The organism is Allorhizocola rhizosphaerae, assembly GCF_003426775.1.
Lineage (GTDB): Bacteria > Actinomycetota > Actinomycetes > Mycobacteriales > Micromonosporaceae > Allorhizocola > Allorhizocola rhizosphaerae.
On sequence record NZ_QJUG01000065.1, the window covers coordinates 14,333 to 37,883 of the forward strand.

Here is a 23,551-nt window from a genome sequence, read left to right on the forward strand (position 1 = left end):
CGTGTACCAGTGGCAGCCGTGGCACTGGCCGTCCTGGCCATGTCCGTGCCGGCCACCGCGGCGTCCGCGGCACGGGAGACCGCCCCGGCTCTGGTCTGGGGCGAATGCCCACCGCCGGCGCTAGGCGAGATCGTCGACCCGCGCCAGGAGTGCGCCTCGCTGAACGTTCCCATGGACTATCGTCGCCCGCACGACCGGCAGATCACCGTGACGGTCTCGCGCATCCGGGCCGCCGATGCCGCACTTCGCCGCGGCATCCTGCTGCTGAACCCTGGCGGACCGGGCGGCTCGGGTCTCAACCTGCCCAGCTTCCTCGTCCGGACACTGCCCGCCGACGTCACCGCCCGCTATGACCTCATCGGATTCGATCCTCGCGGGGTCCGGCACAGCACACCGATCACGTGTGCCATTCCCGCAAACACCCCGCTTGACCTGTTACTGCCGTACCCAGCGCCGGACGGCTCCATCGCGCGCAACGTCGAGTTCGCACGTTCGGTCGCGGCGTCCTGCGCGGAGCAGACCGGTGCGCTCCTGCCGTACATCACCACCGCCAACACCGCCCGTGACATGGACCGCATCCGCGCCGCGCTCGGCGAACAGAAGCTGTCCTATCTCGGCTACTCTTACGGCAGCTATCTCGGAGCCGTCTACACCAGCCTGTTCACCCACCGCAGCGACCGCATAGTGCTCGACAGCGCGGTCAACCCGAACCGCATCTGGTACGACACCTGGCGCCTGTTCGGTCTGGGCACCACGCTTCGCCTGCCGGACTTCACCGCATGGGCGGCCAAGCGCAATGACACCTACGGGCTGGGCGCCACCCCGCAAGAGGTCAACGACTACTACTTCCGCACAGCGGCCGAGCTGGACCGCAATCCGATCCCGCTGCCGGATCTCCTGCTCAACGGCAATGTCCTGCGTGAGGTCACCCGCTCGCTGCTCTACGACGACCGGATGTTCCCCACGCTCGCTCAGTTCTGGCAGGCCGTCGGAACCCCGGGCGCTGCCACGGCCCTGCCGGGCCTTCAGGTGCCGGTAGACAACAGCATCGCCGTGCTCTACTCCGTCGCCTGCAATGACATCGCGTGGTCAACCGACGTGCAGATGTATGCCCGCAACACGCAGCTGAGCCGGCGCGTGTGGCCGGTCCTGGCCGGCATGCCGGCGAACCTCTGGCCATGCGCCTTCTGGCACCACCGGCCGATCGAGCCGCCGGTGACGATAGACGCCGACGGGCCGCGCAACGTCCTGGTGCTGCAGAACCTGCGCGACCCGGCCACACCGTGGATCGGCGGGGTCGGCATGCGCACCGCGCTGGGATCGAGGGCCGCGCTGGTCACGGTCGACGCCGGCGGGCACGGCATCTACGGCATCCGTTCGGGCCCCTGCGTCGACGCGATCGCCACGGAGTTCCTTGTCACCGGTGCCCTGCCCGAGCGCGACCGGTTCTGTGACGGGCCATCGCCCGAGGAGGTGAGCCCGGCGGCCACCGCCCCGATGCGGGTGCCGTCCTGGCCTCTCGGGCGCTGAGGTTGATTGAGGAGGCTGGTGCCGCGCGGCACCAGCCTCAGCTCGTGATGTCCTTGGCGCCGAACCGCGCCCACGCCGCCGCGCAGAACACGACGATGTAGGCGCCCGCGTGCAGCAGCCCGGCTCGCAGGTCGCTCCAGCCCACCGGGTCGCGCAGCAGGTCGCCGAAGTTCAGCCACAGGTGCGTGAGCAGATATGGGTGGATCGGCTCCAGCTCCGGGATGGCGTGCAGGATGAAGCTGCCCATCGTCAGGATCAGTGTCGCGATGGCCGCACCGATGGGCTGCTCGGTCAGCGAAGACACGAACAGCCCGATGGCGCCGACCGCGCACAGGCACACCGCGATGTAGCCGCACACGCCGAGCAAGCGGAGCAGGCCCTCGCCCATGGACACCTGGCGGCCGGACAGCAGCGTGGCCTCTCCCCCACCGAACAGCGCCAGCCCGATCACGACCCCGGTCACGGCGACCAAAAGCGTTGCGGTGACGGCGAACACGACTATGGCCGCGTATTTGACGGCGAGCAGGCGCGTGCGATGCACCGGTACCGTCAAAAGATAGCGGAGGGTACCGAGGTTGGCCTCACCGGCAATCGCATCGCCGGAGATGGTGGCCACGGCCAGCGGCAGGAACAACGGCAACTCGATGGCCAATGCCGCGAGCGCGACGAACATGCCGTTTTCGGTGATGGAGCTGATAAAGTCCGGCCCACCGCCCGGCCTGCCCGGTGGCGATGCCTTCACGGCGATGGCGATGATGACCGGCACGACCGCGAGCACGGCCAGGCCCGCCCAGTTGCGCCGCCGGCCGAAGATGAGCCACAGCTCGGAGGCCAGGAACCGGCTAGCCGCTGACATGGAAGCCCTCCCCGGTCAGGGACACGAACAGGTCCTCCAGATCGGGGGCCAGGACGCTGAACCCGCGCACCGGGACCCTGGCGTGGATCAGCGCCTCGACCACCTTTTCCGGTGCGAGATCGCCGAGCACACCCGTCGCGCGGTCCACCGCAGTGTCCACATCGGACAGCCCAAGCCGACGCAGCACGGCGGCGGCCTCGTCGGGCTGGGAGGTCTCGACCGCGGCGCGCGGAGCGACTCCCGCCCGCAGCTCGGCCAGGGGCGCTTGCGCCACAAGCTTGCCCAGGTGCATCACGCCGACGTGGGTGCAGATCTGCTCCACTTCGGACAGCAGGTGCGTGGACAGCAGCACGGTCGCGCCGTCGCGCGCCAAACTGCTGATGAGCGCTCGCACTTCGCGCGTCCCTTGCGGGTCGAGCCCGTTGGTCGGCTCGTCGAGGATCAGCAGATCGCGCGGTGACAGCAGGGTCGCCGCGAGCGCTAGCCGCTGCCGCATGCCCAGCGAATAGGCCCGATAGCGCTTGCGGGCGGCCGCCAGCAACCCGACACGCTCCAGTGCGGCATCGACACGCGCCCGTGCCGTGGACCGATCGGCCGTGCGGTCGGCTGCGTCCAGGCGCAACAGGTTGTCGCGCCCCGACAGGTACGTGTGGAATCCCGGCCCCTCGATCAAAGCGCCCACCCGCGGAAGCACCCTGCCCGCGCCTCGCGGCATCGGCTCACCCAGCATCGAATGCCGCCCGGCCGTGGGCCGGATCAGGCCGAGCAGCAACCGGATCGTCGTGGTCTTGCCGGAGCCGTTGGGGCCCAGAAAGCCATACACCGAGCCGGCCGGCACGGCCAGGTCGATCGAATCCACGGCCACCTGCCGCCCGAATCGCTTCGTCAACCCGAACGTCTCAACGGCAAACCCTGCCGATGCCTCCACGGCACGGCTCGCGGACATGCCGCTCACCCGGCCGGCTCCGGCGCGGCCCGCATGCGGCACACCCACCTCACCCACATCGGCTGCCCGGTCAAGCGGCACACCTGCCTCGTCGACGTCGACGACCACGCCCGGCGATGCGGGCATGGTCGTCGCACTCGCCTCGTCGGCTTCCGCGGGGCCGACAGCCGATCCACTCATGCGGCCGGCTTCGGCGGGGCCGCCGGGTCCGCTGCCTTGGGCTGGGCCGCCGGATCCGCCGCCACCTTGGCCAGTCGCTCGGCCGAAACGGCGCCGAACAGCAGGCGGCCGTCGTCGGTCAGCAGGGCGGTAAACAGGCTGCTGCCCAGCACTCGACCGCCGTCGACGCGCGGCAGCCGCCTCAGCAGCCGGCCGAGGTCGTCGCGCCCGTTGTGGTTGGCGCTCACCGGCACCTTGACCACCGCCACCGAGGCCCATCCGGACCCGACAACGGTCGTGGCGTCTTTGCCCTGTGCCGCAAAAGGCATGAGCAAAGGGACGCCCGGCAGGGCCGGCGTCGCCCGCTCGGTGACCTTCGCGCCCGCGGGTGGGGTGAAGTTGAACCAGCTCGCGTCGGGCCGGGCGAAGTCGACCGAGGTGAACCCGACCTCGAACGCCGGATCGGCCGCGCCCCGGGCCAGGATGCGCACGCGCAGCGGCACGAACTCGGCCGAGTCGAAGGCGATGCGGATCTGCCCGATCAGCGAGGCGGTGTCGCGCGGCGCGAGCACCAGCTCGTAGGCCGGCCGGCCCGCGACCCGCACGGACGCCGCAGTCGTGACCTCGGTGGACGGGCCGATCGCGGCGATCGCCATGGCCGCCGCCTGCTCGGGTGTCGTGGGCAGGGACGCCGGATCCGGGACGCGTTTGCGCTCCCGCTCGCCCTCCGGGAGCACCGCGTGGGTGACGGCTTTGTCGCGGCTCGACCACGTCCACACATCGCGCCCGTTGCTGATGATGCTGGTCTCGCTCAGCTCGCCGATCAGCGCGAGGCGCATGGAGCCGGGGCTGGAAAGCCACACCTTCAGCGTGTGCGAGCCGGCCAGCAGCGAACCGAAGTCCGACCCCGACGAGGACAGGCCGGGCAGCTCGGGCAGGCCGAGGTTGGCACGCACCGCGACGGTGCCGGACAACCCGTCGGGCCGCGCGGCCTGCGCGGCGGCCAGCAGTTGCTCGGCGGACATCGCGGGCAGCTCGGGACGGGCCAACGCGCTCACCGCGCGGACCGTGACCCCGGCCAGCGTCACCGCGATCGCGGCGCAGACCGGGACCAGCCAGCGGCGCCAGGTGGTAAAAGTCTTTGAGGTCATGGGGATTCCACCTCCACACACCATGGTGCCACACTCCGCCTGAAAGCCACCTGAAACTTCGCGCCACCTTCACACAACCCGCCCACTCCGGATTGGACAGGCTTATGCGCCATTGCCGCATGGCACCTTCAGCGATCGATAGCTTCGGCCATCTGCTTGATCGGTCCATCGAGCAGATGGCGGGCGCGCCGGCCGGGCCGGGGGATGCCGAGTTCAAGGCGCGCCAAAAGATTAGCCGGAAACCGCGATGGCCTCGATTTCCAGGAGCCAGTCCTCAGAGTAGATGTCCGTGATGATGACGGTCAGGGCGGGCGTGTGGTCGCCGAGGATTTCGGCGCGAATGCGGGAGTTGTCCTCGCGGTATTGCCGATCCGACAGATAGATGGTGACCTTGGCCAGGTTGCGCACGCCCATGCCCGCCTCCTCGAGCACCGCAAGCACATTGCGCCACGTGAGGCGGCACTGCGACTCGAAATCGGGTGGCAGCGGCGCATCCGAGGAGCCCCACGGCACCTGTCCGCTGACGAAGACGGTTTTGCGGGCGCCGGTCACGACCGTGCCGTGGGTGTAGTTGCCGGTCGCCTCGGGCAGGACAGCGGGGTTGAGGGCCTGGATCACTTGACCTCCATGACGGTGTAGTAGATGCATTCGACCGATCCGGGGTTGGCGAACGCGTGGGTGCAGTCGCCCGCGTAGTAGAGCGCGTCTCCAGCGCCGAGCTCATGCGGCACACCATCGAGCGTGACTGTCAGCCGACCATGCTCCACCGCGATGTATTCGCGTGAGCCGGGCGCGTGCGGGGCGAACTCTCCAATCACGACACCCGGCGGCACGGTCGTGCGGATGAACTCGAACTCGACGCCCGGCAGGTTGGGCGACAGGATGCGCCGCTGCCAACCGGCCTCGTCGGTGATGGCCCGCTGCGCCGCCGCGGGCACGGAGATGACGCGCGAAGGCTCGTCCTCCCCGATCAGCCGGGACACGGTGACGCCGAGCGCGGTCGCGAGGCGGGCCAGCACGAGCACCGTGGGCATCTTGGCGCCCCGCTCGATGTCGGAGATCATGCTCCGGCTGACGCCGCTGGCGGTCGACAACGCATCGAGGCTGAAGCGCCGGGAGAGACGCTGGGCACGCAGCCGCTCACCGAGCTGTTCAAGCACCCGGCCAACCTATCCGCTATAGCGGAATTCCGGCAAGCCCTTGACTCCCGGCTCGACCACGAACAACGCCCCGGCCAGCGGGGCGTCGCTTTCCAGCCGCGAGGTCGTGATGTACAGCCGATCCAGCGAGGGCCCGCCAAAAGTGCAGGCCGTCACCTTGCTGACCGGCAGCTCGACCCGCTCAACGAGCGCACCGGAAGGCGCGTAGCAGTGGACCGCGCTCCCGCCCCACAGGGCCACCCACACATTGCCCAACGCATCCACCGTCAGGCCGTCCGGGCTGTCCACCGAAACAAACGGGCGGCGGTTCACCAGCGAGCCCGCGACGTAGTCGAAGACGTCGATCCGGTTGGTCGGCGTGTCCACGTAGTAGGCACGATCCCCAAACCAGGCGAGCCCATTCGAGACGGTGACCCCGGTCACGACCACATCGACCGTGCGGTCCGGGTTGAGCCGATACAGCGCCCCCTCCCCCGGCCCGCCCATCGAACCGCAGTAGAACCGCCCGTCCGGGTCGCAACCGCCGTCGTTCATCCGCACATCCGGCACGGACCATAGGTCTCCGAGATAGGTGTCCGCTATCGCGAAGCCGCGCCGCTGGGCCATCACCATCGTGCCGTCGTCGCGCGGCCGGATCGCCGCGACCAGCTCCCCGACACCCATCCGGGAAACGCCACCGTCCGTCGAGGACAGCGACAGCACGTCCCCGGCGAACATGTCCACCCAGCGAAGCCCGCCCCAGGCGAGGGACCAGCATGGCCCCTCGCCGTGGTACGCGACGGGATCGGTTATCTGCACCGCCTTCATAGGCGACTATTGTGCCGGTTCACCCGACGGGGCCGGAAGCACGGTGCCGACCGCGACCGGCGTGCCGAAGTTCGGCGTGCCGTCCGCGTTCCAGGTGAACTTCTGCGCCCGCGTCGTGCGGTTCATGTCGCAGCCGCCGCTCGTCGAGTTGTTCGCGTGGTAGACGATCCAGTCCTCGGTCCCGTCCGGGGACTTGAAGAATCCGTTGTGGCCTGGGCCGTACACCCCGGCGGCATTGTTTCTTTGGAAGACGGGATTCGGCGACTTCACCCACGACCCGGAGTTCAGCGGATCGCCACCGTTGTACCGCAGGATGCCCATCTTGTACTCGGGCGTCGAGCAGTGGCTGGCGGAGAACACGATGAACGTCTGCCCGTTGCGCTGGATGACCTCGGTGCCCTCGTTCACGGCACCGCCGACCGTCTCCCACGAATACGTTGGCGTGGAAAGGATCCGGCGCGTGCCACTGGCCGTCCACGGGTTGGACATCGGCCGGATGAACGCCGGCTGGGATCCGTTGTAGAACGTGCCCAGCAGATACATCTGCCCGTTGAGCTGAAGGATGCTTCCGTCCAGCTCCCAGGTGTTGTTCTGCTGCGGGTCGAGCAACGAGGCCTTGAACGTGTACGGGCCCATCGGGTCCAGACCCGCGCTCTCCAGCACATGAATCCGTTGCGTGGGCAGGAAGTCTGACACGTTTCGCCCGGCGGTGAAGTACAGGTACCACCGGGTCCCGCTGGGCCCGCTGAGCAGATGGAACTCGGGCGCCCACATGTTGCAGCACGCGTTCGGGTGCTGGCTCAGGTTGTAGATGACCTGATCCGGAGCCGACGCCAGCCCGCGCAGCGTGGTCGCCCTTCGCATCGTGATGGTCGAGTTCCAGGTCGTCGTGGCCAGGTAGTAATACCCGTTGTAGTACTGCAGCCACGGGTCGGGCCCATGCAGCGACAGCGGGTTGGTGAACGTGTTGCCGCCACCGCCCCCATTCGTGAAGTTGGGCAGACGCCACACCCGGCTCGTTGCCGTGCTGCACGGCAGCTGCACCAGGCCCGTCCCCGAAGCGGACGACCCTCCATTCGGGACGATGCACTTGCCCGAGCTGACCGACTGGATGTTGAACGTCTTGTCCGTGCCGCTGATCGAAACCGGGTTCAGACGCCACTTCTGGTTGTTGCCGCCGTGGCAGCTCCACTGGATGACGGTGGCGTTGTCGGCGGTCGAATTGCCATACACGTCAACGCATCTGCCCGAGGTGGTGGGCGTGTTGATGGTGTACTGGTCGGCCGTGCCCGACACCGGGGTGAAGGTGAAGTTCATGCTGCAGGCGGCCTGAGTGAGCTGCGTGCCGTTGGTGGTCGAGTTGTTCGGCACGATCATGCAGTTGTTGCCGTTCTGGTTCACGGCGGTGGAGCTGAACGTGACGATCGCGGCCGCCGGTGACGCCGGCGTCACCGCCAGGCCGGCGGCCGAGACCACAAGGGTCACGGCCGCGGCGAGGAATCGGCGAGACATCAAAATCTCCTTAGCTCTCAGGCCTTGGTCCAGAGCTGATACGTCTGCGTGCCGCAGGTCGCGAGCACGAGCAGGGTGCCGTTGGCGGTCGCGCCATTGGCCGGCTGGACGCACTGTCCGCTCCCGACGTTGAACAGCGTGCCGTCGGTGCGCAGCTGCCATTGCTGGCTGGTGGCGGTGCCGCACGCGTTCAGCACGACGCGCCCGGTGTTGGCCTCAAGGCACTTTCCGAGGATCTGCAGCGCGGAGCCCGATTGCGTGATGACCTGGTTCGGGTTCGTGTGGCAGGTCCAGATGATCATCTGGGTGCCGTTGGCGGTGTTGCTGTTCGGATCGTCGAGGCACGTGCTGGACGCGTTGTTGCGCAGCCGGAACGTGGTCGGCGTCGGCCCACCGGGCCCGCGGATCAGGAAGTGGTTGTCGGCCACGTTGTAGTACTGCGCCAGGTAGCTGCCCGCGGGCGGGTTGGTGTGGTAGTAGTCGTCGTGCCCGCAGTCCAGCCGGTTGTCGTGCGCCCGGTCGGTGCACACCGTGCGGATGACCGTGTTCGCGTGGTCCTTGTAGCACATGACATCCCACTCGTCCTCGCAGTGGGCGTAGCCGGACGCGTTGGGGGCGTTGTTGTTGACCGCGCCGAGGGTGTGGCCGAGCTCGTGCGCCGCGACTCCCGCGCTCCAGCAGCCCGCGTCGGCGCGGGCGTACTCGGGTCCGCTGTTGGACCGGTTGTTGTCGCTCTTGCTGGTGTCGCCGGCGAACCCGCCTATTCCGCAGTAGACCCGGGACTCGGTGAACTGCAGGTACTTGCGGTCGGTGCGGGTGTAGCCCGCCGCGCGGACGGCGTTGAGCAGCGGGGCCCAGTCGTTGGCGTTGAGCGCCGAGTCGGAGATCTGCACGTCGCGGACCACCGGGCGGCACGCCCCGTTCACGGTCTCGGTAACGTAGCGGACCCGCCGCTCGCCGCCGGTCTCCCGCGCGCTCTCGTAGTAGATGGTGTCCACCTGCTCGGCGAGCGAGCGGAGCTGCTCCACGACCTGGCTGTAGCGGTTGGTGCTGCCGTGGATGTAGAGGACCTCGACGCGCTTGCCGCTGACGCCGTCGCCCTCGCAGACCGCCTGCAGCTGCGGGCCGTCGGCCGTGGCCGCGGTCAGCGGCACCGGGCGCTTCACGTCCAGGCCGGATCCCGGCGGAGGCGCATCCGGTCCGTGGGTGCACATCACAAAGTCAATACCCATTACCTGGTACCCGCCCGCGCACGGGCCGGTCTTCGAGATCGCGAGGCCGCGGTAGACGAGCCCGCGCGCCGGATCCTCTTTCGGCGCGCCTTGCACGGCGGCGTGGTCGTGGGAGTGGTCGTGACCGTCCACAGTGGCCGTCGGTGCGGCGGTGGCAGGCGCCGAGACCGATACCGCGGACGATGCGAGCAGGGCGAGGGCGAACACGGCCGATGCCGCGAGACGGATGCGGCGATGTCGGAGGGTGGACATGTGCGGCGTTCCTTTCGTTAGGACGGTGAACCGGCTGGCGGCGGCGAGCCGGGCGCAAGCCGCCGCCAACCGGGGTCGGCAACCCTTATAGGGCAGCGATTTCGCTCGCGCTCAGGGCGCGGCTGTAGATCCTGAAGTCGTCGATGGCTCCATCCAGATAGGGGTCACTGCCGCGGTGGGCAGCGCCGACGGCGCGTCGATCCGCTGCTCCCCGACAAACGGGGGCATCGAGGACAGGTTGGTGCTGCCGTAGGCGCCCGCGAGCAGGATCGGGCCCACCTTGACCGCCTGCACGCTCGCGTTGTCGGCAGTGGGCTCGCGGGTCAGCGCCATCGGCATGGAGATGTCGACGACGTCGCCGGCGGTCCGCGGAAACACGGACACACCGATGTCAGGGGCCGCGATTGCGGGCAGGCTTGGCAGGGTCGTGGCGGCCAGCGCGCCCGCCGAGGCCGCCAAGCGGACGGTCCTCCGGGAGACCGTAGGGTCCTTCATGAGGTCGTTCCTTTCCCAGAGGGTTTCAGGGGTGCCGGCGCCCGGAGCCCACACCTCTCCCCGCTGTCCGGGATTACGAACAGCGTCTGGCATGTGGTGGCACAGTAGGACTCACAATGATGCCTGTCAACTCCTGCAGCCGTTGACAACGGCTGTGCTGTAACGCAATCTTTGAATCCACTGGCGACAGTTGTTCGAAATATCGAACATCACGGACTTGTGAGGCACATAGATGAAGCCCCGCATCGGACTCTTCGGCATCATGCAAGAGCTCTACGATGAGATGATCCCCGGGATCACCGAGACCCAGGCGGCCTACGCCCGCGACGTGGCCGCCCATCTCAGCGATGTCGCCGAGATCGTGCCCGCGCCGCCGGTGCGCAACCGGGCCGACGCCGAGCAGGTCATGATGGACTTCGAGACGTCCAATCTGGACGGCGTCATCATCACGATGCTCACATATGGCCCGGCCATGCGGGTCGCGCGGCTGCTGTCGCAGTCCCGGCTGCCCATCTGCCTGGCCAACATCCAGCCACAGGCCGCCGTCACGGCCGCGTGGGACATGGCCGACATGACCTACAACCAGGGCATCCACGGCGCTCAGGACACGGCCAACGCGATGGTGCGGGCCGGCAAGCCGTTCCACGTGCTCACCGACGACTGGCGGTCCGACGGGTTCAAGGCCAACATCGCACGGTTCGCCCAGGCCGCGGCCGCCGTGACCCGGTGGCGCAAGCTCAAGGTGGGCATCTTCGGCTACGCGATGAACGACATGGGCGACATCCGGGTCGACGAGAACGCGTTGGTGCGCACGCTCGGGCCGGAAATCAGCTTCCTCGCGCCCGGTGACCTGTGGCGGCGCATGCAGTCGGTCGACGCCGCGGCCATCGCCGAGGTCGTCAAGTTCGAAGACGAGACCTTCGAGATCGACCCGCGATTGTCGGCCGAGGAGCGCGAAGACCACGTGCGCATGCAGCTGGCCATCGAATCGCTGCTCACCGAGCGGGGCTACGGCGCCTATTCCACCCACTTCGACGCCATCGGTGAGGACGGCCGGTTCAGCCGTTTGCCCCTCGCCGCCGCATCCTCACTCATGGCCAAGGGCTACGGTTACGGCGCCGAGGGCGACGCGCTCGCCGCGTGCATGGTGTCCGCCGGGCACGCCCTCATCGGCGACGCCCACTTCACCGAGATGTATGCGATGGACTTCCCCAGCGACTCGGTGCTCATGAGCCACATGGGCGAGGGCAACTGGCGCATCGCCCGGCGCGACGAGCCGGTGCGCCTTATCAAGCGCTCCCTGGGCATCGGCCGCCTCGACGACCCGCCGACATTCCTTTTCCGGTATGAGCCCGGCCCAGCGACACTCGCGTCCCTAGTGTCGCTGGGCGGGGAAAAATTCCGCATGGTGGTCGCGGAAGGCTCCAATTTGGACTCTCCCGTCCTGCCGGCGCTGGAGATGCCCTACGGCCAATTCCAGCCCCGCACCGGAATGCGAGACTGCATGAACGCCTGGCTGGCCGCCGGCGGCACCCACCACATGGTCATGAACCTCGGCCACCACGCCGCCCTCTGGAAGGTCTTCTGCGCCCTCAACAACATCGAATACGTCGAGGTCTGAGCCCTTCCCCCAAGACGTGGCCCCGGGACCCGGCGAGGAGTCCCGGGGCCACACCAATTCAGGCGACCTTCAACTGCTCGTCGCCGAAGTCCGCAATGAGCCTCGGCATGCCGCGCCCAGCGCGTTCAAGCCATCATTGATCCACGCCCGCACGCTCAATCAGGCCGGTTGCTTGATGCTTTCGATGATCCGGGCGAAGCCTTCCGCTCCGTGGCCCGCGTCGATTTGGCGTTGGATGAGCCGCTGGACCATGGCGACCACCTCGGTGCTGATGCCCTGATCGGCACTGGCGGCCAGGAGGTTGCCGAGGCTGGAGAATTCCAGGCTCTGTTGCCCTTCGACGGTGTAGTCCCCGCCGTCGATGACCGCCGCGAACTCTTGGAACGCGTCGAGGTACGCGACCCCGGCACGGGCGGCCCACGCGGCCAACTCCCGCGACTGGGCCGGTGAGGTCGTGGTCACATTGATCAGCGTTCGTCCCGCCAGCTCGCCCAAGAGCGGGTCAAGCACCTCGTGGACCGACGCGTGGTCCAGCAGGCAGGCGATCACCACCCTGCCGGCCCGGACCGCGCCACCCGCCGTGGCGGCGGCTTTCGCGCCGTGCGCCACGAGGGCGTCCGCCCTGCCCGGTGAGCGGTTCCAGACTGTTGTCTCGTATCCGGCCTTCACCAGGGCACCCGCCAGCGCGCTTCCCATCGCCCCCAGCCCGAGCACGCTCACCCGGACACCGTTGTCGGCTGCCATCTTGTCGCTCCTTCTCGGTCTTCGTCGTCGCTTGCCTAGATCCTCCCCGCGTCACCGAGAAGATGCTCACTCAGCATCTACGGGAGATGGAGGAGGACGGGCTCGTGCACCGTGAGGTGTACCGCGAGGTGCCGCCGAAGGTCGAATACTCCCTCACGGAGCACGGCGTCTCGCTCAATGCCGCGCTGGCCGCGTTGGGCGATTGGGGCACCGAACGCATGCGCCGGATCGGTGCCGAGAAGGTGCTGCAGGCTCGTTAGAGTGCACGGGTGGATCTGGTGTGGGATGTGGAGCCGGCGAGCTGGTCGGCCGACGGTGACACGTGGACGGTGACGGCGGCGGCGGGGACCGATTGCTTCATCGACCCGGCGGGGACGACGACTGTCCTGAATGGAGCGCGGGCGCTGATAATCGCGCCGGATGGGCCGTGGCAATTTTGGGCGCGAGTGTCGGTCGAATTCAAGGGAATGTACGACGCGGGCGTGCTCATGCTCTGGGCCGACGACCGCCGCTGGGCGAAGCTGTGCTTCGAGCGTTCCCCGCAGGGCGCGCCGATGGTGGTCAGCGTCATCACGCGTGACGTGTCCGACGACGCCAACGCCTGGGTGGTCGACTCCAACACGACCTGGCTGCGGATCAGTCATCTGGGCGACGGCGTCTACGCCTTCCACGCGGGCGATGACGGCGTCCGCTGGGAGTTCGTGCGCTACTTCCACCTGGGCCCCGCCAAAGTCGGGATCGAGGTGCAGGCGCCGGTTGGCGAAGGCTGCACCGCAACCTTCGCCAACCTCACGCTCGTGTCCGAGCGCCTGTCAGACCTGCGTGACGGCTCCTAAGTCGCCGTCGCGAACGCCTTGACTTCAAGCAATCCGACCGAGAGCCCGGACGCACTCGTCAACACCACCCGCAGCCGGGTCGTGTTGACGGACGTGAAGGTGACGTTGTTGTACTGGTTGGCGGCCACGGGATATCCGCTCGCTCCCGCGACATCGACATAGGCGCTGCCGTTCCAGTACTGCAGCTTCCACGAGGCGGGCAGGTCGATGCCCTGGTCGTCGTCGAAGAAGTACACCTGTGCCCGGGTCACCGACTGGTTCGACGACCACTGCAGCTCGGCCCACTGCTCGCCCTGCTCCGGCCACGTGCCCCAGCGGTTGCCCTGGTTGGTGCCGCCGAAGTTGGAGCTCGTCGGCTCGTCGCCGTTGTTGATGGCCCCGCAGCTCTCCCACGACGAGGTGTAGGAGCATGCGGGCGTCGCCGACAGCGCGAGGTTGGGGTTCGGCTGGGGCGGCTCGCCACCCCTGTTGAACATCTTGATTTCGGTGAGCCCGACCTTCGAGCTGCCGGCGTTGGTCGCCAGCACCCGCACCCGCTGCGTCTGCACGGGTGTGAACTGCACCTTGTTGAAGTTGCCCGCGGGCGTGGCCGGGTTCTTCACCTGGTTGGAGACCTGAACCCAGCTGCTGCCGTTCCAATATTGGATGTTGTACGACGACGGCGCGCGATAGGTGGCCGACTGCGGCCGGCTGTCCCTGAAGTACAGCCACACCTCGTTCACCGTCTGCGTGGTGCCGAAGTTGACTTCGTACCAATCCTGGGCGTTGGGCGATCCGCCCGCGCCCCAGAACGGCTCGTTGATCGGGAATCCGTCGGCGGCCGCCGCGACCGACGTGCCTGACGCGGTGTGCGACGCGGTCCGGGTCGAACCCGCGACCAGGTTGGCCGGCGGGTTGGCCTGCAGGTCGACGCCCGCCTTGGCCAGCATGTCGGTCATGCGGGCGCTGTTTTGCACGACCTGGGTCGGCGACTGCATGCCCGGTGTGGAGGTGCTGAAGTTGACCGTCGCGGACGTCGTGACCGCGCCCGTGGCCGGGTTGTACGTCATGGGCACCAACTGGTTGATGGTGGCCCGCCTCGTACCGTTGAGGTAAATCGAATATCCCTCAGGCACGCCGCTGTAGCGGACGACACCGTCGGCCGGGTTGTCCCACACGATCGTGAGATCGGCGTTGCGGTAGCGCAGGTTGTTGATCGTGAAGTGGGACCATCCGATGTTGATCGGGTTGAGTTCGACCTGTGCGTCGTTGCGCGGCCGCAGCCCGGCGACGTCCTCGATGATGGTCCAGTTGCTGCTGCCCAGGATGTTGTGGTGGATCCAGGACCGGTACTGGATGGAGCTTCCGTTCCAATCGGCCCAGAATTCGTTCGCGTCCGGCCACTGCGTGTTGCCGCCGACGTATTGCGCCCAGACGTTCCAGTAGAGCAGCTTCTTGTACCACTCCGTGTTGATCCACTGGTTGGGATAGTTGCGCAGCACGCTCGACAGAAGTCTGAATTGGACAGTCGAGTTGATCGTGGAGAAGTTGTTGCTTCCGGTGCCCGACGCCGCCTTGTCCCGCTGGTTCGCGGTGTAGAACGGGAAGATCGGGTATTCGGCGGGGTCGTCGAACAACCGCAGGGCTTCTTTGTATTGCGTGGTATTGGGAATCGCCCCGACCGCGAAGGGATAGTAGTTGTTGATTTCCTTCCACGGCACGTGCTCGTTGCTCGACACGTGCCGGTGCTCGAACAGCCGCCGGTTCGGGTTCCACAGCACGCTCACCAGAGCGTTCTGGATCTGCGTGGCGAGCTGGTTCATCTCGTTGGCCTTGGCCGTGTTGCCGACCGCCGCGTAGGCCTGTGCCGCCGCCAGCGCCCCGCTGTACTGGTACGCACCCTCGGCACGGTCCAGCCAGCCGGAGCGCCAGTGGAACGACACCGCGTCGGCGTCATTGCCCGTCAACGCTCCCCAGTCGTACTCGATTACCCTATCGCCATCGTGGTCGTAAAACGACAGCTGGCCCTTGACATCACCCTCGGCGTATTTGGCGAGGTTGCCCGCGATGGCCGGCTGTCCGCCGTGGATCTGATAGCTCTTCCACGCCGCCTCGGCCAGATACTGGGTGTACGAGTTGGACCAGTTCTCCGGGTCGCCGGGGTTGTCGACGAACCGCGCTCCCCTGGACACCTGCCCGACGCTGAGCCATGGCCCGTACCCGTAAATCGGGTTTCTCAGGTATTTCAAGTCGTCCACATGCATGGGCTGTGTCAGCACGATGGCGTTGTTGTACCCGAGTGCCCCCTCGACCGACGTCGGGAACTGGAAGTTCTGCCCCGGGATGTTGGCGTCGAGGTGGTTGAACCGCATGAGCCACCAGCGGTAGTAGATGTTCTTCTTGATCGGCAGGTCGGGCACGTCGATGTAGGGCACGTTCTGCGCCCACCACAGGTTGTATGCCCGCACGTGGGTCTGGAACGCCTGCGCGTCCGTGTAGCCCTTGTAGTTGTTGTACTCCGTGAGCGACTCGGGGATCTCGTTGGCGACGAAACCCATGACCACCTTGGCGGTAACGGTCTGCCCGGCCGCGATGGTGACCGACCGGTTCAGGCCTCCGCTTGAGACGGAGAAGCCCTGCCCGGACAGGCGCGGAAACAGCGTGGTCAAGTTGTTGTACGCGTTGACCTGCCCGGTGAGCTCGTCGCCCGACCCCGATGTGGCGTAGGGCGAGGTCGCCCGCAGCTGCAGGGTGGTCGACGACGAACCGTTGTTCCTGATCGAAACGTTCGTCACGGCAACGTTGTTGTCCGTGATGAACTTCGTGACGTTGGCGGTCAGCGAGCCGCTGGTATGGACGCTGCGCCAGTGCGAGGGCGCCTGCCAGCGCTGGCTGGCCTGCTCGGTCCAGGTGCCCGGGGTGATCGCGATCGAGTAGGCGCTCTGGTTGTTGATGCTCTCCCAGTAGGCGACCTGCCCGCCGAAGCCGATGACCGACGGGGTGTGGGTCTTCATGAACAGCGCCCGGCCGCGGGTCATCAGCCAGGTGCCGGCCGGGTCGTTGCCGGGCCGGGCGAGCAGCCGGTCCATCCAGAAGTCGGTGCCCCCGCTCTCGGCATCGTAGATGGCCTGCATCATGTTTCCGGTGGTGTACCCGACCGGTGGCTGCGGGATGGCCGGCCCGTTGAAGGTCGGATAGCCGATGGTCTGCGCGGCTGACGAGGGCACGCTCTGCGCGAGCGCGGCCCCGCCAACCATGACGAGACTCAACGCCGACGCGAGCCATCGCCGCCGGCGCGTGTGGATCAGCATCGCTTCGCTCCCAAGGGATTCGAGGGACGGTTGGAGTAGCGACGTACGGACGCCTCGCCCGGCAAGTTCGAAATTTCGAACGACGTCCGTCAATCTGGACTAAGATTCCATCGTTACGCGCCCGTTGTCAACGGCACCCAGACGCGCATGGTGCTCGGGCCTCGGTTGGCCCAACTGTGGTACGGCACAAGAGTTGTCACGCCGTCGGCGACGGTGGTCTCGGCGCAGTAGACCAGAGGGCCACGCTCGACCGCGACACAACCGCGGACGGCCTCGATCCTCGGGTCGGCCTCGACCAGCCTCAGCGAAACCGGCAACTCCAGCACGGCCGAGTCGCCCGGCCGCCATCGCTTGCGCTGTCTTTGATAACCCGATCCCGGAACACGCAGCTTCAGCTCCCACTCCCGCGCGGGCGTCTCGACGACGGTCACCGTGACCCGCCCGTCCCACGGATAGGCCGTCTCGACCCGCAGCTCGATGTCGCCGGCCCGCACCACGCCCGGTGCGTACTGGTGAATCTGCACACCGTCGTCAGTGGACGTTGCCAGATAGCACGCGAGCGACGCGAACGTGCGCGCCAGGTTGGTCGGGCAGCACGACACCTCGAACCACGGCGCCCGCTGCCCGGCCACCTCGAACCGGCCCGAGTCCCGACCCGACCAGCCCAGCGGGTTGGCGTAGAAGAACGAGCGGCAGTCGGCCGACGGCGACGCCGCGACCACGTTGTACAGCGTGCGCTCGATGACATCCGCCCACCTGTGCGAACCGGTCGCCAGCAGCAGGCGCCACGCCAGCATCACCGACGCGATCCCGGCGCAGGTCTCCGAGTATGCCCCCTCGGGTGGGAGCTCGAAGTCCTCGCCGAACGACTCGTCGGCCCGGCGCGACCCCATCCCTCCGGTGATGTAGGTGCGCCGCTCCAGCGTGCGATCGTACTGCTCGATGATCGTCTTGAGCAGGACCGAGTCGCCCGTCTCCACCGCCACGTCGACCGCGCCGCACGCCAGGTACAGCTCGCGCACGGCGTGGCCGGCGAACACCCGGCGCTCCCGCACGGGCATGTCGTCCTGGAAGTATGCCCGCCCGAACGCGATGTCGCCCAACAGTTTCGACCCGCGCCGGTCCACAAACGACTTCGCCTGGTCCAGGTATTTCGACGAACCCGTGACCCGATACAACTCCACGAGCGCCATCTCGATCCCGGGATGCCCGCAGTACCGCTCGAACCCGACGACGTGATCGGCCGCCCTGATCGCGATCTCGACGAGTGAAGACCCGCCACTGCGCGCCCCGGCCACCCCCGCCTGGATCAGGTGCCCGTAGCAGTACAGCTCGTGCCCCCACTCCAGATCGGTGTAGCGGGCGTCCTTGAATCTGGTGTTGAGGTAGCCGTCGGGCTGCTGTGCTCCCTTCACCACGCGTGCCACTTCGTCGAGGCGTGAATGCGACGCCCAAGCCATCGCCTCAAGCGTCTTGTACACCTCGGAATCGGCGAACTCCCGCCCGCGCCCGCCGAAGTCGCGGAAGTTCTGGATCCAGCCCTCGCGCTCCAACGATTCCAAACAATGCTCAATCACCACGTTCGCGTCGCGAGCGGCCCAGAACCCACCCTCGACGGTGGCGGAGGCCGGCCGCAGCGCGCCCGTGGAAGGCAAGACCGGCGTCCTCATCCCTTCAGCGCTCCGGACATGAAGCCCCGCACATAGCTGCGTTGCAGGAACAGGAAGAGCAGCACGCACGGTACCGCCATGAACATGACACCGGCCTCAAGCGCCGCATAGTCGATCGACCCGAACGTCGCGGTGCGCATGTTCACCACCGCGAGCGTCAGCGTGAACTGATCGGTCGAGTTGAGCAGGATCAGTGGCGCGAAGAATTCGTTCCACGAGGTGAGGAACGCGAACAGGCCGACCGTGATGAGGCCGGGCCGCACCGCGTGCAGCATCACGCGGGTCAGCACGCCGAAGCTGTTGCACCCGTCGATGAGCGCCGACTCCTCCAGCTCCTTCGGCACCGCCTCGAACGAATTGCGCATCATAAATATCGAGAACGGTAGCTGGAACATGATGAGCACGAGACCCAAGCCCAGCAACGAATCCTGCAGTCCCATCCAGCCCAGCAACACATAAAGCGCGATCAAAATAGTCGCATAGGGCACCATCAAAATCGCGAGTGTCACCAGGAACAGCAGATCCCGGCCCGGGAACCGGAACCGGCCGAACGCGTATCCGCCCAGCGTCGAGATGAGCAGCGTGCCGCCCACCGTGATCAGGCACACCAGCACGCTGTTGACCACGTGATAGGGCCGGATGCCGTTGTCGGACGTGAACAGCCGCCCGTAGTTTTCCAGGCCGAACCCGCTCTCCGTGGACACGGAGGCGTACCCGCTCCACAAAAGGGGAAACAGGAACAGGATCGCCAGCGCCGCGCCCGTGGTGTAGTAGCCTGCCCGCGCCATCATGCGCCCCTCCTCGACCGCAGGACACCGAACTGGATCACGTTGAACACGACAAGCACGCCCAGCAGCACCACGGACAGCGCCGCCGCCGCGCCGAGATCGAGCCGGATGAACGCCTCGCGGTAGATCACCATGACCAGCGACGTGGTGCTGTTGTCCGGCCCGCCCCGGGTCAGGATCCAGAACTGGTCGAACGCCAGCAGCGACCCCGCGATCATCAGGGTCAGCACGAGCGCGATGGTCGGCCGCATCAACGGCACGGTGATCCGCCGGAAAATCTGGAACCGGGTGGCACCGTCAATGCGAGCGGCCTCGTACAGCTCGGTCGGGATGGCCTGCAGCCCGGTCAGCATGATGAGCATGTTGAACCCGGCGAACCGCCACAGCACCAGCACGACCGCCGACCCGAGCGCCAGAGAGGGGCTCCCGCTGGTCCACGAGATGTATTCGTCGGTCTTGAACGGCCCGATCTCCTGCGACAGCAGCCCGAGGAACAGCAGCGACGCGCTGGCGAACCCCACCGCCACGGGCAGGAAGAACGCCGTGCGCAGCAGTCCGACCCCGCGCCGCTGGTGCTGCACGAGCAGCGCGAGTCCAAACGCGACAGCGAACAGCAGCACGGTGATGATGACGGTGTACTTCACCGTGAACCACGCCGCGTCCGCGATGAGCTCGTTGTCGGCCATCGCCGTGAAGTTCTCCGGCGCGTTGATCTCCGGGAGGCCGAGCAGCGGCCAGTCGTGCAGCGACATCCAGCCCACCAGGAGCAGGGGGACGATGAAGAACACGCCGACGATGAGTGCGGTTGGCGCGGCGTATGCCGCGCCAACCCATCCCGCCCGGCGGCTGCGAGAGGAGGTCACTGTCACAGTGACTCCAGGCACTGCCCGGCGGCACCGAGGCGAGAGCGCCGCGGCCATGAAATAGAGCGTCGTGCCATCTCAGCTCTTTTGGAGCGAGGCCGTGAGCTTCGCCGCGCCGTCGTCGAGCGCCTTCTTGGCGTCCGGCCCGAAGAACGCCCCGCGGAACGTGGCGATCCACGGACTCTGCGGGTCGTTGTAGGTGGCGTTAAAGTTCTTCGCGTACGGCGTGCGGCCCTTCGCGACCAGGTTGTTGATGGTCACGATGCGCGGGTCGGCCGACGAGTACTTGTTGGCGGCCAGGTCCGTGCGGAACGGGATGCCCTTGTTCTTCGCGACGACCTCGACCTGCGCCTCGTCGCCCATGGTCCACTGCAGGAAGTCCCATGCCTGCGCGGCCTTGGTGCTCGTGGCGCCGATGCCCATGCTGTCGCCGCCGATGAAGGTGGACTCGCCGCCGCTGATCCCCGTGATCGGGGCGACGCCCATCTTGACGCCCTTCTCCTCGATCAGTCCGAGCCAGACGGACGGCCCGGGGGCGATGCCGATATTGCCGCCCTGCAGCGCGCCCAGCCACGTGGGGCCGGCCTCGTCCTTGGCGGCCGGAGCGGCCACACCCTCGTCGTAAAGCTTGCGGTACAGGGCGAAGACGTCGGCCATCTCCTTGCTGTTGACCGTGCTCTTCGTGCCCTCCTTGTCCATCACCTCGCCGCCCGCGGCCCAGACCGAGGGCCAGAGCGTGAAGACGTTGCAGCCGCCGCAGTTGCCGCCGAAATACGTGCCGTTGACGTCGCCGCCCAGCGCGTCAATCTTGCGGGCGTGATCGGCGAACTCGTTGAGGTTCTTGGGCGGCTTGCTCGGGTCGAGCCCCGCCTTGGTGTAGAGGTCGATGCTGTAGAGCATCACCGACATGTCGATGGTGTGCGGAACGGCATAGTTCTTGTTCTTCCACACGGCGTTGTCCAGGTGCGCCTTTGCCAGCTTGTCCTTGAACGGCAGGGCGTTGACCCGGTCGGTGATGTCGAGCCACAGGTTCTCCGACGCGTACTGCGGCGCGAAGACCACGTCGCTGGCGAACAGGTCCGGCAGCGCGCGGGCGCCCGCCGCCGAGGCCAGCTTGGCCGGATATTCCTCGTTGGGATAGGCCGTGACCTGCACCTTGTTTTTGTGGGTCGCGTTGTATGCGTCGGCGAACTTCTTGGAAACACCCTCGGTCGCGGCCCTCGTCCACAGGGTGAGGGTCGCGCCGTCGTCCACCGCCAGCGCGGCGGGCGTGTTTGTCTTGCCCTCGCTGCATGCTGCCATCCCGAGGACGAGAGCGGCACTGGCCAGCACGGCCAACATTGCCCGCTGAGGCGATGTTCCTCGCACGGGAGCTCCTCCTTCTCCAGTTTTCACGCTCAGGGCCGGCAGAGCAGGGCCGTCGGGGTGGTGCAGCGAGGATGTGAGGGTCCGCTCTCGTGCCCTGAGTTGGATGAGTGGGAGCGTGCCACCTATCTGATAAGTCAGCAAGCCTCACGCCGGTAACAGGCATGTAACGTCCGATTTGGGCATGCGACGTGTCAGACAACATTTGCCGATCGCGGCAGAGATGTTGCATGATGCTGCGCATGAAAACCGGCGTCACCCCGACCGTCTCGGAAGCCCTTGAGCACATGGTGGGCGACCTCGAGCCGGGTTCGGAGCTGCCGTCGGAGGCAGAGATCGCCAGCGGGCTGGGGGTCAGCCGGCTCACCGTGCGCGAGGCGATCAAAGGCTTGCAGGCGCGCGGCCTGGTCGACATGCGCAAGGGGCGGCGGCCGACGGTGGCGTTCCCCAACGCCCGCCCGATCGGCGACTTCTTCACCGCGATGATCCGGCGTGACCCGCGGCAACTGCTCGACCTGATCGAGGTGCGGCTCGCGCTGGAGGTGCAGACCGCGACGCTCGCCGCGACCCGGGCCAGCCGGGCCTCCATCGACGCGATGGAGCTCGCGCTGGAAGACATGCGCCGCAACAGTTCCGACTCCGATCCCGACGCCATCCACGCCGCCGACATCAGGTTCCACGCCGCGCTCGCGGCCGCCAGCGGCAACCAGCTGCTGTCGTTCCTGATCGAGGCGATGGAGGCGCCGCTGCACACCAGCCGCCTGCAAAGCCTGCGCGGCCACATCGTGCGGGGCGGGACGGTCGGCGATGTCATCGAGCAACACGAGCGCATCCTGCAGCGAGTCATCAAGCGCGACGCCAAGGGCGCCGGTGCCGCGATGAAGGAGCATCTCGCCCAAACCGCCCGCGACCTGCGCGCCGCCCTCTCGACTTTTTAGGGGTACCAGTGAGAGTCATCGACGTCACCACGCACACGGTCGGCACGCCCTGGCGCGAGCTCAACTTCGTCGAGCTGACCACCGATACGGGCCTGCGCGGCGTGGGCGAGGCCCGCATGGTCAACAAGACCGACACGCTGGTCGCGTGCATCAACGAGATCGGCGGGCGATACGTGCTCGGCATGGATCCGTTCGACGTGGAGCGGCTGCAATGGCGGGTGCACTGGGAGGATTACGCGCGCGCCGGTGAGGTCACGCAGACCGCGCTGGCCTGCTTCGACCAGGCGTGCCACGACCTCATGGGGCAGGAGCTCGGGGTGCCGGTGTGGAAGCTGCTTGGCGGGCAGTTCCGGCAGCGCGTGCCGTCCTATGCCAACGGGTGGTACCAAGGGGATCGCAACCCCGAATCCTTTGCCACCATGGTGAAAAACGTGGTCGGGCGGGGCTACCGGGCGCTGAAGGTCGACCCGTTCGGCGCCGCCACGGCCGAGTTGTCGCAGGCCCAGTTGCAGCTGTCGGCCGACATCATCGGCGCGATCCGGGCCGAGGTCGGGCCGGACGTGCAAATCATGATCGAGATGCACGGGCGGTTCACGGCCGCGACCGCTCTGCGCGTTGCCGAGGCGCTGGAACAGTACCGTCCAGAGTGGATAGAAGAGCCCGTGCCGCCGTATTACCCCGCGGCGATGAAGCAGGTGCGGGCCGGCACCAACCTGGCGATCGCCACCGGCGAGCGGGCACACACCCTGGCCGATTTCCGGGAGTTCTTCGAGCAGGGCACGGTCGACTTCGTCCAGGCCGATCTCACCCACTTCGGCGGGTTCACCGGCATGCGCAAGCTTGCGGGCTGGGCCGAGGCCTACGGCTTGCTGATGGCCCCGCACAATGTGACCGGCCCGGTCGGCACGGCCGCCAACCTGCACTTCGCGATCGCCTGCGGCAACTACAAAATCCTGGAGCACTTCAACGACTTCGCCGACCCGTGGGTGTTCGACCTCGTCGAGGGCGCGCCTGCGGTCGACCCGGCCGACGGCTGCTTCGCGCTGCCCACCGCGCCGGGTCTCGGTGTGCGCCTCAACCACGAGGCCATCGCGGCACGCCCGCGCACCCGGGTGCACTTCAACCTGATGGCCGAGGGCTGGGAAACCCGCGCGGCCGCGCCCATGCCCCCCGTGGAGTGAATCGCCGCCCGCGCTAGCCCCAAGGCCGTGTAGATAAGGCATCGTTCGCCCTGTCAAGGACTGGGCGGGGGCAGGATGTCGATGTTGAGGGTGGCCTTGTAGCTGGTGCGGTTGACGTTCGGGCCGCGGGCTTGGTATTTGGAGATGGCGCGTTT

21 protein-coding genes are annotated in these 23,551 nt (G+C 67.3%); 6 read left to right on the forward strand and 15 right to left on the reverse strand.

Annotated features, from left to right (window positions below; translation table 11 throughout):
- The first annotated feature begins 9 nt into the window (after positions 1-9).
- Complete coding sequence (locus tag DM816_RS16155; RefSeq protein ID WP_162907523.1) at positions 10-1,530, forward strand: alpha/beta hydrolase; 1,521 nt, start codon at positions 10-12, stop codon at positions 1,528-1,530.
- A 37-nt stretch (positions 1,531-1,567) separates the two neighbouring features.
- Here DM816_RS16155 and DM816_RS16160 read toward each other — a convergent pair whose 3' ends face one another.
- From DM816_RS16160 to DM816_RS45805, 9 genes are all read right to left on the reverse strand, one after another.
- A complete protein-coding gene (locus tag DM816_RS16160) occupies positions 1,568-2,386 on the reverse strand; it encodes an ABC transporter permease (protein ID WP_117211063.1) in 819 nt (272 codons plus the stop codon).
- Complete coding sequence (locus tag DM816_RS16165; RefSeq protein ID WP_246001977.1) at positions 2,373-3,512, reverse strand: ABC transporter ATP-binding protein; 1,140 nt, start codon at positions 3,510-3,512, stop codon at positions 2,373-2,375. Before DM816_RS16165 ends, DM816_RS16160 begins: the two co-directional genes overlap by 14 nt.
- Positions 3,509-4,642, reverse strand: a complete 1,134-nt coding sequence (locus tag DM816_RS16170; RefSeq protein ID WP_246001978.1) for a LolA family protein — start codon at positions 4,640-4,642, stop codon at positions 3,509-3,511. Before DM816_RS16170 ends, DM816_RS16165 begins: the two co-directional genes overlap by 4 nt.
- Positions 4,643-4,873: 231 nt before the next feature.
- Positions 4,874-5,260 (reverse strand): RidA family protein, encoded by a 387-nt coding sequence (locus tag DM816_RS16175; RefSeq protein WP_211588723.1) that lies wholly within the window; start codon positions 5,258-5,260, stop codon positions 4,874-4,876.
- The gene (locus tag DM816_RS16180; RefSeq protein ID WP_117211065.1) at positions 5,257-5,802 is read right to left on the reverse strand and encodes a helix-turn-helix domain-containing protein; all 546 of its coding nucleotides are present in this window, start codon (positions 5,800-5,802) and stop codon (positions 5,257-5,259) included. The genes DM816_RS16175 and DM816_RS16180 overlap by 4 nt, the downstream gene beginning before the upstream one ends.
- A gap of 9 nt (positions 5,803-5,811) precedes the next feature.
- Positions 5,812-6,609, reverse strand: a complete 798-nt coding sequence (locus DM816_RS16185; protein WP_117211066.1) for an SMP-30/gluconolactonase/LRE family protein — start codon at positions 6,607-6,609, stop codon at positions 5,812-5,814.
- Positions 6,610-6,615: 6 nt separating this feature from the next.
- A complete protein-coding gene (locus DM816_RS16190) occupies positions 6,616-8,121 on the reverse strand; it encodes a family 43 glycosylhydrolase (protein ID WP_117211067.1) in 1,506 nt (501 codons plus the stop codon).
- A 17-nt stretch (positions 8,122-8,138) separates the two neighbouring features.
- A complete protein-coding gene (locus tag DM816_RS16195; protein WP_117211068.1) occupies positions 8,139-9,605 on the reverse strand; it encodes a ricin-type beta-trefoil lectin domain protein in 1,467 nt (488 codons plus the stop codon).
- A gap of 85 nt (positions 9,606-9,690) precedes the next feature.
- Positions 9,691-9,762, reverse strand: a complete 72-nt coding sequence (locus tag DM816_RS45805) for a hypothetical protein (protein WP_117211080.1) — start codon at positions 9,760-9,762, stop codon at positions 9,691-9,693.
- 570 nt (positions 9,763-10,332) lie between these two features.
- On the opposite strand from DM816_RS45805, the gene DM816_RS16205 reads away from it, so the two are divergent.
- Positions 10,333-11,721: an L-fucose/L-arabinose isomerase family protein gene (locus tag DM816_RS16205; protein ID WP_117211069.1), complete on the forward strand. Its 1,389-nt coding sequence runs from the start codon at positions 10,333-10,335 to the stop codon at positions 11,719-11,721.
- Positions 11,722-11,880: 159 nt separating this feature from the next.
- Here the strand turns inward: DM816_RS16205 and DM816_RS16210 are convergent, their stop codons facing one another.
- Positions 11,881-12,465, reverse strand: coding sequence for an NAD(P)-binding domain-containing protein (locus DM816_RS16210; RefSeq protein WP_117211070.1), 585 nt, complete (start codon positions 12,463-12,465; stop codon positions 11,881-11,883).
- Between the two features lie 62 nt (positions 12,466-12,527).
- Here DM816_RS16210 and DM816_RS45510 point away from each other — a divergent pair, with 62 nt between their 5' ends.
- Positions 12,528-12,725 (forward strand): winged helix-turn-helix transcriptional regulator, encoded by a 198-nt coding sequence (locus tag DM816_RS45510; RefSeq protein WP_211588724.1) that lies wholly within the window; start codon positions 12,528-12,530, stop codon positions 12,723-12,725.
- Positions 12,726-12,734: 9 nt separating this feature from the next.
- Positions 12,735-13,301, forward strand: a complete 567-nt coding sequence (locus DM816_RS16220) for a DUF1349 domain-containing protein (protein WP_117211071.1) — start codon at positions 12,735-12,737, stop codon at positions 13,299-13,301.
- Here DM816_RS16220 and DM816_RS16225 read toward each other — a convergent pair.
- The 5 genes from DM816_RS16225 to DM816_RS16245 all read right to left on the reverse strand — a co-directional run bounded on the left by DM816_RS16225 (position 13,298) and on the right by DM816_RS16245 (position 21,280).
- Positions 13,298-16,591, reverse strand: a complete 3,294-nt coding sequence (locus DM816_RS16225; protein WP_246001980.1) for an MGH1-like glycoside hydrolase domain-containing protein — start codon at positions 16,589-16,591, stop codon at positions 13,298-13,300. The genes DM816_RS16220 and DM816_RS16225 overlap by 4 nt on opposite strands.
- Before the next feature lie 113 nt (positions 16,592-16,704).
- On the reverse strand, positions 16,705-18,261 hold the full coding sequence (locus tag DM816_RS16230) for a glycoside hydrolase family 127 protein (RefSeq protein WP_117211072.1): 1,557 nt from the start codon (positions 18,259-18,261) through the stop codon (positions 16,705-16,707).
- A complete protein-coding gene (locus DM816_RS16235; protein ID WP_246001981.1) occupies positions 18,258-19,052 on the reverse strand; it encodes a carbohydrate ABC transporter permease in 795 nt (264 codons plus the stop codon). The genes DM816_RS16230 and DM816_RS16235 overlap by 4 nt, the downstream gene beginning before the upstream one ends.
- The gene (locus tag DM816_RS16240) at positions 19,049-19,918 is read right to left on the reverse strand and encodes a carbohydrate ABC transporter permease (RefSeq protein WP_246001982.1); all 870 of its coding nucleotides are present in this window, start codon (positions 19,916-19,918) and stop codon (positions 19,049-19,051) included. The genes DM816_RS16235 and DM816_RS16240 overlap by 4 nt, the downstream gene beginning before the upstream one ends.
- A gap of 72 nt (positions 19,919-19,990) precedes the next feature.
- Positions 19,991-21,280 carry an ABC transporter substrate-binding protein gene (locus DM816_RS16245; protein ID WP_211588725.1) on the reverse strand — a complete coding sequence of 430 codons (1,290 nt, stop codon included), beginning with the start codon at positions 21,278-21,280 and terminating at the stop codon, positions 19,991-19,993.
- A 239-nt stretch (positions 21,281-21,519) separates the two neighbouring features.
- Between DM816_RS16245 and DM816_RS16250 the strand changes: the two genes are divergently transcribed.
- Together DM816_RS16250 and DM816_RS16255 are read left to right on the forward strand one after the other, a co-directional pair.
- Positions 21,520-22,215: a FadR/GntR family transcriptional regulator gene (locus tag DM816_RS16250; protein WP_162907524.1), complete on the forward strand. Its 696-nt coding sequence runs from the start codon at positions 21,520-21,522 to the stop codon at positions 22,213-22,215.
- 8 nt (positions 22,216-22,223) lie between these two features.
- Positions 22,224-23,396 (forward strand): mandelate racemase/muconate lactonizing enzyme family protein, encoded by a 1,173-nt coding sequence (locus DM816_RS16255; protein ID WP_117211076.1) that lies wholly within the window; start codon positions 22,224-22,226, stop codon positions 23,394-23,396.
- Positions 23,397-23,551: the final 155 nt, after the last annotated feature.

Coding starts and splice junctions, on each gene's coding strand:
- DM816_RS16250 (WP_162907524.1), top strand. CDS start 21,520: ATGAAAACCGGCGTCACCCCGACCGTCTCGGAAGCCCTTGAGCACATG.
- DM816_RS16195 (WP_117211068.1), bottom strand. CDS start 9,605: ATGTCCACCCTCCGACATCGCCGCATCCGTCTCGCGGCATCGGCCGTG.
- DM816_RS16170 (WP_246001978.1), bottom strand. CDS start 4,642: ATGACCTCAAAGACTTTTACCACCTGGCGCCGCTGGCTGGTCCCGGTC.
- DM816_RS16210 (WP_117211070.1), bottom strand. CDS start 12,465: ATGGCAGCCGACAACGGTGTCCGGGTGAGCGTGCTCGGGCTGGGGGCG.
- DM816_RS16235 (WP_246001981.1), bottom strand. CDS start 19,052: ATGATGGCGCGGGCAGGCTACTACACCACGGGCGCGGCGCTGGCGATC.
- DM816_RS16185 (WP_117211066.1), bottom strand. CDS start 6,609: ATGAAGGCGGTGCAGATAACCGATCCCGTCGCGTACCACGGCGAGGGG.
- DM816_RS16160 (WP_117211063.1), bottom strand. CDS start 2,386: ATGTCAGCGGCTAGCCGGTTCCTGGCCTCCGAGCTGTGGCTCATCTTC.
- DM816_RS16165 (WP_246001977.1), bottom strand. CDS start 3,512: ATGAGTGGATCGGCTGTCGGCCCCGCGGAAGCCGACGAGGCGAGTGCG.
- DM816_RS45510 (WP_211588724.1), top strand. CDS start 12,528: ATGCTCACTCAGCATCTACGGGAGATGGAGGAGGACGGGCTCGTGCAC.
- DM816_RS16230 (WP_117211072.1), bottom strand. CDS start 18,261: ATGAGGACGCCGGTCTTGCCTTCCACGGGCGCGCTGCGGCCGGCCTCC.
- DM816_RS16190 (WP_117211067.1), bottom strand. CDS start 8,121: ATGTCTCGCCGATTCCTCGCCGCGGCCGTGACCCTTGTGGTCTCGGCC.
- DM816_RS16205 (WP_117211069.1), top strand. CDS start 10,333: ATGAAGCCCCGCATCGGACTCTTCGGCATCATGCAAGAGCTCTACGAT.
- DM816_RS16225 (WP_246001980.1), bottom strand. CDS start 16,591: ATGCTGATCCACACGCGCCGGCGGCGATGGCTCGCGTCGGCGTTGAGT.